The following is an 8,610-nucleotide window of genomic DNA, read 5'->3' as shown; positions in this document are numbered from 1 at the left end:
GAAAGCCATCCTTATTAACTGTGGGAAAGCCACAGTTACGACAACGATTAATCGGATAAGAAAGAGTAGCTGTTATTAGCGTTATATACTCTTTAACAGAATCATTGTTGTGTTCAGCTTCTTCAACAGAAATAATTTTAATATTTTTATCTTTAATTCCAAGAATATTTAGGATAGAATCATTATGGGACATTTGTTTAACCTTCTTTCATGATTTTTGTGGTGAATTGATTGTATAACGAGGGGACAGCAAATGTCCTCTTTTTTGTATAAAAAAATCTGGCATGGAATCTCTCTCCATACCAGAAAGTGTATACCCGAAGTTTTTTTATTGGCAAAAAGTAAACGATTAATAAAAATATGAATCAAAAACAGGACTATGAGTTACCGAAAATGATAATTCATGGTCCTGTTGTATGCATCAGTTAAATACCATTGGCAAATACCCTACGTTATCTACTTATTAAAAAATAGGTTTGTAAATTTCATCATAATAACTATTATCTGACCCCATACTAGTAAAGTTCTTTAAAGATGTAAAAGTATCGCTCTCTTTCCATGCAGTTAAGGCTTCAAAATCAGCCCAAGCAGTTAGTAAAACTAAAGTAGTAGCTTCCGCTTTATTATCAACGCTAAGCATATAACCACCATTCATATTAGCTGGTTCAGTCAATACCTTTTGAAGTGTATTATAAAGAAGCTTTTGCCGATCACCGTTTACTTGAAATGATTGGTAGTAAAACATTCCATTTAATTGAGCATCTAACGTTGAATCAAGGGTTGTTAATTTTACTGGTGACTGGAAAATAGTATCTTTTCCAGAAAGGTCAAATAATGCCAATTTTCTTGTATGAGTAGTTGCCTGCATTAACTTAAAATGCCGTTCGGGATATTTATCAATAATTGATTGTAAAATTTGTCGTGAACCAAATGTTAAGCTAATTTTTGTTAACATATTAATTCCTCCTCAGAAGTTAGTAGTCATACTTATTATAGTACAACTTAATGTAAAATAATTAAATTGTAAATTTTATCTGCTTTATTTTTGCTAAAGCATAAATATAATAGCAATCCAACTTACAAAAAGTTAATAATTTTTGTTATATGACTTTAATATTAATTGAATAGGGAGTATAATAAATAATGTATTAATGAATGTTCTAGTTTAACTTAATAAGGGAGGCCACTAAACGAAATGGTTACACTATATACGTCTCCAAGTTGCACGTCTTGTCGTAAAGCACGTGCCTGGCTAAAAGAACATGATATTGCTTTTAAGGAACGGAATATTTTTTCTGAACCATTGTCTTTAAATGAAATCAAGAATATTTTACGGATGACTGAAGATGGTACTGAAGACATTATTTCAAGGCGGTCTAAAGCTTACCAGAAGTTGAGCGTAGATCTTAATGATTTGTCGATGAAGAACTTGTTTAAGTTAATTAGTAAAAATCCAGGATTATTACGTCGTCCTATTATTATTGATGATAAACGGCTTCAAGTAGGTTACAACGAAGACGAAATCCGTCGCTTCTTGCCACGAAAGGTTCGTGAACTTGAACTAGTAGAAGCTCAAGAAAAAGCAAATATGATTTAACTGATAGAATATGGAAAGTGATATGCTTTCCTTTTTTTATTCTTTTAACCGAGTAACTTTACTTTTAAGCGAAAATCCTTACAATAGAAGTAACATCTAGTTTTGGTAAAAGGAGGTGCTGCTCAATGGAGATGGAACGCATTAATGAAAATACTATTCGCGTTTTGGTAGATAATGATGATTTATCTGCTCGGGGTATCACCATTCTAGACTTACTTGGTGATCATCAACAAATAGAGGATTTCTTTTATAGTATCTTGAAAGAAGTAGATACTGATCACCAATTCCAAAACAACGATGCGGTTACTTTTCAGGTGATGCCCACTAATAATGGCTTAGAATTATTTATTAGTAAAAATGATTCTAATTTTGCTGGGAATGAACAGCATGGACCGATTAATGACCAGGTGTCCAAATATATTAAGCAACATTTGATTCAAAAAAATAGTCCGGATCAAGATCAAAGAAAAACGGCGATTAATGATTCAGAAGATAATGAGATTCAACACACTAACTGGCAAGTAATTACGTTTGATTCTTTTGAAGATTTAATTGATTTTGCGAAAATTGCTGAGAATGATGATGCTTCATCATATTTATATAAGTACAATGATTTGTATTATTTAGCAATTGCTTATTCTGATTCTATTTTGAACAGTAATGATGTTAAAGATCAACTTGCTCTTGCTTATGAATATGGAAATCCCACGGCAACAACGGTTGATTTTTTAAGTGAACATGGAAAGAAAATAATGTCAGTATCTGCCTTACATTTAATTCGACACTATTTTGAATAAGCTGCGTTTGAGTTCATACTCAACGTAGCTTTTTTCGTGCAAAATTGGGTAATTTCCGTATATAAATATATAGGGGGATTAAATGTTAATTGCAGTTCATAACGACCAATTAGTGTTAGCTGAAAACGCAAAAAGCAATATGGCGTATTATTGTCCAGGATGCGGGCAGGGAGTGATTTTGCGACGAGGAAAGCATAAGATTACTCATTATGCCCATAAGAAGGGAAATGACTGTGGCTTTAGCGAGGGTGAAACATTAGAACATTTAAAAGGAAAAAAGCAGATTTATCAATGGGCACAAAAGCATCACTGGAATCCGCAATTAGAAGTCTATTTTCCAACAATTGCTCAACGACCAGATATTCTTTTAGAAATTAATGGACAAACTATAGCAGTTGAATTTCAATGTAGTCCCTTAAGCCTTGAAAAGTTATTAGCACGTAATGAAGGGTATCGTCAGTTAAAACTTCCGGTTTGGTGGATATTAGGATCTCCTTATTTACGTAACTTGAGAAATAAAAAAATCGTTCAGTTTACGCAAATTTTTAGAAAACAATTTGTCCTCTTATTTTGGGATGTGAAAAGGGCGCAATTAGTTATTAATCAGAATTACTGGCGTTGCTCCTATAGCCGGTTAAAGTATGATAAAAAAACTATTTTAATGGAGCAGATTGAGATGTTGCAAAAGAAACAGTATCATTTTCCAAGTAAAGAAATAAGAGAACTATCATTAGCCACTTTAAAACTTACTGGACACGCTTTATCTGAATGTCCGTTGGTATGCCATGATCTTATTGCAAGTTGGCCGGCAATGTCTATTCCAATGATTATCTGGCGAATTGGTGTAATATTAGAGATAGGGAAATTCCCCTTATTTTATTCTTGGGGGGATAAAGAATGGCAAAATTTATTAATGAAGGTAAACAAAAGCGATTGGTTATTTCCGGGTTGTTTACCTCCAGAAACAATTCGCAATATTACTATCAACCAATATACAAACGAATTAATTGCCTTTAAAGTAATTTGTAGAAAGGATAATCATCTTATTTTAATTCATCGTCCAAGATGGTTTAATGATTCAAAGTTAAAACTACAGCTGGTTAAAAGGAGATCATAATATGCAACATACATGTACAATGTTTTTAGCAGGAAAGAATGCAACAATTGACGGGTCAACTATAGTTTGTCGTGAGGAAGATTATGGTAATGAATTTGATCCTCAAAGATTTGTATTAGTAAAACCAGAAAGACAACCACGTAAATATCAAAGCAAAACAACCGACTTTAAAATTGATTTACCGGTTCCTAAGCTAAAATATACTTCTACGCCTGATGCTGACGATAAAGATGGGATTTTTGGTGCAGGGGGTATCAATGGCGTAAATGTTGCGATGAGTGCGACTGAAACTATTACTACTAATGCCCGGATATTAGCAATAGATCCTTATAACACTTTATCGGGAATTGGCGAAGAAGATTTTGTAACATTAGTCTTGCCTTATATTAAGAGTGCTCAAGATGGTGTTAAGAAACTAGGAAGTTTATTAGAAAAGTATGGTACTTATGAGGCTAATGCTATAGCTTTTAGTGATAATAATGAAGTGTGGTATATGGAAACGATCGGCGGTCATCATTGGGCAGCTGTTAAAATCCCCGATAATGCCTATGTGATTGCTCCTAATCGATTTAATATTACTACTTTTGATTTTGATAGCCCCAACACAATGAGTTCACCAAATTTGAAACAGTGGATTGATCAAAATAAATTGAATCCTAGCGAGGACGAATATAATTTACGACATATTTGTGGCAGCGCAACTGCTACTGACACTGTCTATAATAACCCACGAGCATGGTATGTTCAGCAGCAGCTAGGGACAATAAATACGAATCCGCAAAGTAATAACCTTCCATTCATCTGTTATGCAAAGGAAAAGCTTACTGTAACTACGATCAAGAAGTTAATGAGTTCTCATTATCAAGGGACAGCTTTTGATCCATATCATTTAGAAAGAGATAAAGCCCCATTTAGGTCAATTGCATTAAACCGAAACTTAGAATTACATATTCTACAAATACGTAATAATGTTCCTACAAGCATTGCTGGTGTTCATTGGTTAGCATTTGGCCCTAATACTTTTAATGCAGTAGTTCCCTTTTATGCAAATATTGACGATACACCAATACCTTATCGAAACACTAGTACTGAATATTCAATAGACGATATGTATTGGCTCACCCATACAATTGCTGCCCTCGGGGATCAAAATTATTGTCAAGCACAAAGTATTGAAGAAAACTTTGAATTGCAAGTAATGGCAAAAACAATGAACATTCAAAAAAACACGGATAAGGAAATGGCACAACACCTTGATGTTAGTGCATTTTTAACCACGATTAATAATCGGATGGCAGAAATTGCAATAGATGAAAGCAGAAAATTACTGGGAAAACTAGTAAAGCTTGCTTTTTCAAGAGAACGATTGCAATTTTAGGTAGAAAATAAAAAAGAGGTTGAATAGATGGTGCAATAATGAAAGACCAACTTTTTCAATCTCTTTTTTATTAATTATTGTTTTGTATAATTTGTAGCTTTGGCGGGCGATATTGGTTTACAAATTCATCTAAGGATGTAGATTGAGCCAATTTTTCGCTTTTAAATGCGTTTATTAAAGTATTATAGTCAAAATTTGGAATCATTAGGCCGTAATCAGAATCTTCGGTGTTAAAAACGACTGCGGTGGCCGTTTCTGATACGCCTAGATCACTTGCAATTTTTTGATCTTGACGGAAAGCCTGCTTAGCAAGTTGACTTTGCCGATCCTCAAAAAACATTTCTAAGTCAAGGTGTGAATCATGTGCAATTTTAGTAATTAATTCATCGTTGTAATCCAAGCCTTGGTTAATAAGCGCAGATTGTAATTGTAATAGATAATGCCGTCCGCGTTTTCGTCCTTGGAAGAGGGCTGCTTTATAATCTAATATTACTTGGTTAAGGGTTTTTGATACTTGTTGTCTTATAGCAAGATCATGGGGATTAAGATGATAATATTTAAGTGTGCTATCGATCGTTTTCATATTGAATAGTGGTACAAATTGATAACTAATTTTTGTATTTAAATCACGATCAATTTTTAACACGTCTTTTTCACACCGTAAACAGCGCATTCCTAATGGATTCACAAAAAGATGAAGTTCGAGCATAATTAACCCCTCCGATCATTTGTATACTCAAAATCCTAATCCTGTGAACATAATTATTTTTGCAAAGATCTAACTATTTGTAAAGAATTTAGTTTTAAGACAATTACAAGAGTTATTATTATAAATGTGCTAAAATATACGGAGATTTAACAGGAGGCTGAATTATGATTGAAGATTGGCAGCATTTTTTATTGCCATATCAGCAAGCCGTAAATGAACTAAAAGTCAAATTGCGGGGGATGCGAAAGCAATTTCAAGACCAAACGCAACATTCTCCGATTGAATTTGTAACTGGACGAGTAAAGCCAGTTGATAGTATTAAAGAAAAAATGACTAGACGACATGTGCAAGAGGATCGACTTGAGCAAGATATGCAAGATATTGCTGGTTTGCGAATCATGTGTCAATTTGTAGAAGATATTTATAAGGTAGTTGACTTATTACGGCAGCGAAGTGATATGACTATTTTAGAAGAACGAGATTACGTCACCAATGTTAAACCGAGTGGATATCGTTCCTATCATATTGTTATTGAATATCCGGTACAATTAATTACTGGAGAAAAAAGAATATTAGCTGAAATTCAGGTGCGTACCCTTGCAATGAACTTTTGGGCAACAGTAGAACATTCTTTAAATTATAAATATCAAGGCGAGTTTCCTGAGGAGTTATCTGCAAGGTTGCAAAGAGCCGCAGAGGCAGCATTTAAGCTTGATAATGAAATGTCAGAGATTCGAGAAGAAATAAAGGAAGCACAGACATTGTTTTCTAAGCGGAGATCAACTAATTCTATTAATGAAGACGAGTTAAAGGAGTAAGTTATGAGAATTGGAATATATAATAATGAAACAGCAGAATCTCAACGGGTGACAAAGGTTTTAAAAACTGAAATGAAACGGGCGGGTTTAACTTATGTCGAAAAAAATCCAGAAGTTGTAATAACAATCGGCGGAGATGGCACGTTGTTATCAGCTTTTCATCATTATCAAAAAGATTTAAATAACATTCGCTTTGTTGGAATTCATACTGGGCACTTAGGATTTTATACAGATTGGCGGAGTTTTGAAATTGATGATTTAGTTGATAGTTTAGTAAAAGATAGCGGACAAGCCGTTTCGTATCCCTTACTTGATATGAAGGCTACTTATTCTGATGGGCAGATAGAGAATTATATTGCGCTTAATGAATCAACAATTCGGAATGTTACACGAACAATGGTATGTGATGTATTCATTAATAATCATTTGTTTGAAAACTTTCGGGGAGATGGTTTATGTATTTCAACGCCAACCGGTTCAACTGCTTATAATAAATCAGTGGGGGGTGCCATTGTCGATCCAAATAGTGTTGGCTTTCAGTTAGCTGAAATGGCTTCACTTAACAACCGGGTTTTTCGGACCCTAGGCTCACCGATTATTTTTGGTGCTGATGCTGAGTTAATTTTGCGTTTGCGTGATGAAAATGGGCATGTGCTTACATGCGATCGTGACCAATGGATGCTTAAAAGTGAGAAAGAGCGGTATCTGACCGAATTATCTTATAGAGTTTCTAAGCAACGAATATATTTTGCTCAATATCGGCATAATAATTTCTGGAATCGAGTAAAAGATTCATTTATTGGTGGAGTACATTAATGGAATTTAATTGGATATATGATCATCGCATACCACGGAAATTACGATCGGCATTAAAAATGTATGGGGTTTCTTCTTCGTTATTAAAAGTAGCCATATACCATGGAGGGAAAATGCAAATAAATGGAGTAGATAAGTGGGCAATTGATACTGTTAATTACCACGATAAAGTAACATTAATTCTCCCTCCAGAAACTGCTAATGATAATGTGGATGTCAGTGAGGCACCTATTGATATTATTTATGAAGATCAGGATTTTTTAATAATGAATAAGCCAGCAGGAGTAGCGACAGTTCCGGCTCATAACGTTCCGGTGGCCGATAGTTTGGTGAATCGGGTAAAAGGCTACTATAAGCGCCAAAATTATGAAAATCAGGTTACCCATGTTGCAACACGTTTAGACCGTGACACCAGCGGATTAGTTGTTTTTCCTAAACACCGTTTTGCGCATGCTGTCCTAGATGAACAGTTAAAAAAACATTTAGTTAAGAAAAACTATCTTGCTCTAATTAAAGGAAAAGTTCCTGCAGAGCATGGTTATATTGATGCGCCGATTCAACGTGATCCTAATTCATTTGTAAAAAGAATGGTAGGGAAAGAAGGGAAGGCATCTGTAACTGAATACTGGTGCCAAGAATGTAATGTTCAAGCAAGTCTTATCAAAATTAGGCTGCATACAGGTCGGACACACCAAATTCGCGTTCATTTTGCTAGCCTTGGTTTTCCATTAATTGGCGATAAAATGTATGGTGAAGAATCAGTATTAATTGCTAGACAAGCCCTCCATTGTTATTGGCTAAGTTTTTATAGTCCATTTAAAGGTGAAAATATTACTGTTTCGGCACCATTGCCAAGTGATTTTAAGAACACTAAAGATGATCTTTTAAGTACAAAAGAATATTAGTAATTGAACTAATTAGTAGAAAATTACCAGAAGATAAAATTAATTTGCTTACTGGTAATTTTTTTATAAAAAAGGTATTGCAAATAATAAAAATATAGGTTAAAATATAATTCCTGTCATCGATAAGATATGAATAAATAATCATATCTATTTAAGATTGTTGAAGGTAAATATGGTTATGGAGTTAGTAACTTTTGAAATGATTTTAAAAAAGTTATTGACATCTGCTTGATGACATGATATATTAATAAAGTTGCTGATTGAGTTATCGATCAAAAGAAATTCAAAAATAATTAAAATTTCTTCTTGACAAGCTGATCTGATACATGTTATAATAAATATGGTGATTGGCTGATTGATTAGTCAACGGGTAGACCTTTGAAAACTGAACAAAGTTTCGACGAATCAAATGTGTAGGGTCTTCAATCACGATGTGATTTGAAGCAAAACATTTGCGAAGTCAATTCGCTTAA

9 protein-coding genes and 1 pseudogene are annotated in these 8,610 nt (G+C 33.9%); 7 read left to right on the top strand and 3 right to left on the bottom strand.

The genetic code is table 11. The features are described 5' to 3' along the window. A pseudogene (locus LMB57_RS00525) lies at positions 1–193 on the bottom strand (ISL3 family transposase); the annotation flags it as partial. A gap of 270 nt (positions 194–463) precedes the next feature. Further along, positions 464–955 (bottom strand): hypothetical protein, encoded by a 492-nt coding sequence (locus LMB57_RS00520; protein WP_003672243.1) that lies wholly within the window; start codon positions 953–955, stop codon positions 464–466. A 240-nt stretch (positions 956–1,195) separates the two neighbouring features. Between LMB57_RS00520 and spxA the strand changes: the two genes are divergently transcribed. From spxA to LMB57_RS00500, 4 genes are all read left to right on the top strand, one after another. Next, the gene (spxA, locus tag LMB57_RS00515; RefSeq protein ID WP_229271154.1) at positions 1,196–1,597 is read left to right on the top strand and encodes a transcriptional regulator SpxA; all 402 of its coding nucleotides are present in this window, start codon (positions 1,196–1,198) and stop codon (positions 1,595–1,597) included. Positions 1,598–1,722: 125 nt separating this feature from the next. After that, entirely contained in the window at positions 1,723–2,394 is a 672-nt protein-coding gene (locus LMB57_RS00510) for an adaptor protein MecA (protein ID WP_229271153.1), read from the top strand. Positions 2,395–2,476: 82 nt separating this feature from the next. Continuing rightward, on the top strand, positions 2,477–3,511 hold the full coding sequence (locus LMB57_RS00505) for a competence protein CoiA (RefSeq protein WP_229271152.1): 1,035 nt from the start codon (positions 2,477–2,479) through the stop codon (positions 3,509–3,511). A gap of 1 nt (position 3,512) precedes the next feature. Further along, positions 3,513–4,889: a C69 family dipeptidase gene (locus LMB57_RS00500; RefSeq protein WP_229271151.1), complete on the top strand. Its 1,377-nt coding sequence runs from the start codon at positions 3,513–3,515 to the stop codon at positions 4,887–4,889. Positions 4,890–4,959: 70 nt separating this feature from the next. Here LMB57_RS00500 and LMB57_RS00495 read toward each other — a convergent pair whose 3' ends face one another. Next, positions 4,960–5,598: a DsbA family protein gene (locus tag LMB57_RS00495; protein WP_229271150.1), complete on the bottom strand. Its 639-nt coding sequence runs from the start codon at positions 5,596–5,598 to the stop codon at positions 4,960–4,962. 164 nt (positions 5,599–5,762) lie between these two features. Here LMB57_RS00495 and yjbM point away from each other — a divergent pair, with 164 nt between their 5' ends. Genes yjbM through LMB57_RS00480 form a run of 3 tightly spaced genes read left to right on the top strand, consistent with a single transcriptional unit; the run spans position 5,763 to position 8,137 of the window. Further along, positions 5,763–6,416, top strand: a complete 654-nt coding sequence (yjbM, locus tag LMB57_RS00490; protein WP_229271149.1) for a GTP diphosphokinase — start codon at positions 5,763–5,765, stop codon at positions 6,414–6,416. Positions 6,417–6,419: 3 nt separating this feature from the next. Further along, entirely contained in the window at positions 6,420–7,232 is an 813-nt protein-coding gene (locus tag LMB57_RS00485; protein WP_065532763.1) for an NAD kinase, read from the top strand. After that, positions 7,232–8,137 (top strand): RluA family pseudouridine synthase, encoded by a 906-nt coding sequence (locus tag LMB57_RS00480; RefSeq protein WP_229271148.1) that lies wholly within the window; start codon positions 7,232–7,234, stop codon positions 8,135–8,137. Before LMB57_RS00485 ends, LMB57_RS00480 begins: the two co-directional genes overlap by 1 nt. Positions 8,138–8,610 lie beyond the last annotated feature (473 nt).

This window comes from Limosilactobacillus secundus (assembly GCF_020784695.1).
In the GTDB taxonomy this organism is placed as follows: domain Bacteria; phylum Bacillota; class Bacilli; order Lactobacillales; family Lactobacillaceae; genus Limosilactobacillus; species Limosilactobacillus reuteri_F.
The sequence above is the reverse complement of the archived record's forward strand: the minus strand, read 5'-3'. Positions and strand labels throughout refer to the sequence as shown.

Coding starts and splice junctions, on each gene's coding strand:
- LMB57_RS00520 (WP_003672243.1), bottom strand. CDS start 955: ATGTTAACAAAAATTAGCTTAACATTTGGTTCACGACAAATTTTACAA.
- spxA (WP_229271154.1), top strand. CDS start 1,196: ATGGTTACACTATATACGTCTCCAAGTTGCACGTCTTGTCGTAAAGCA.
- LMB57_RS00510 (WP_229271153.1), top strand. CDS start 1,723: ATGGAGATGGAACGCATTAATGAAAATACTATTCGCGTTTTGGTAGAT.
- LMB57_RS00505 (WP_229271152.1), top strand. CDS start 2,477: ATGTTAATTGCAGTTCATAACGACCAATTAGTGTTAGCTGAAAACGCA.
- LMB57_RS00500 (WP_229271151.1), top strand. CDS start 3,513: ATGCAACATACATGTACAATGTTTTTAGCAGGAAAGAATGCAACAATT.
- LMB57_RS00495 (WP_229271150.1), bottom strand. CDS start 5,598: ATGCTCGAACTTCATCTTTTTGTGAATCCATTAGGAATGCGCTGTTTA.
- yjbM (WP_229271149.1), top strand. CDS start 5,763: ATGATTGAAGATTGGCAGCATTTTTTATTGCCATATCAGCAAGCCGTA.
- LMB57_RS00485 (WP_065532763.1), top strand. CDS start 6,420: ATGAGAATTGGAATATATAATAATGAAACAGCAGAATCTCAACGGGTG.
- LMB57_RS00480 (WP_229271148.1), top strand. CDS start 7,232: ATGGAATTTAATTGGATATATGATCATCGCATACCACGGAAATTACGA.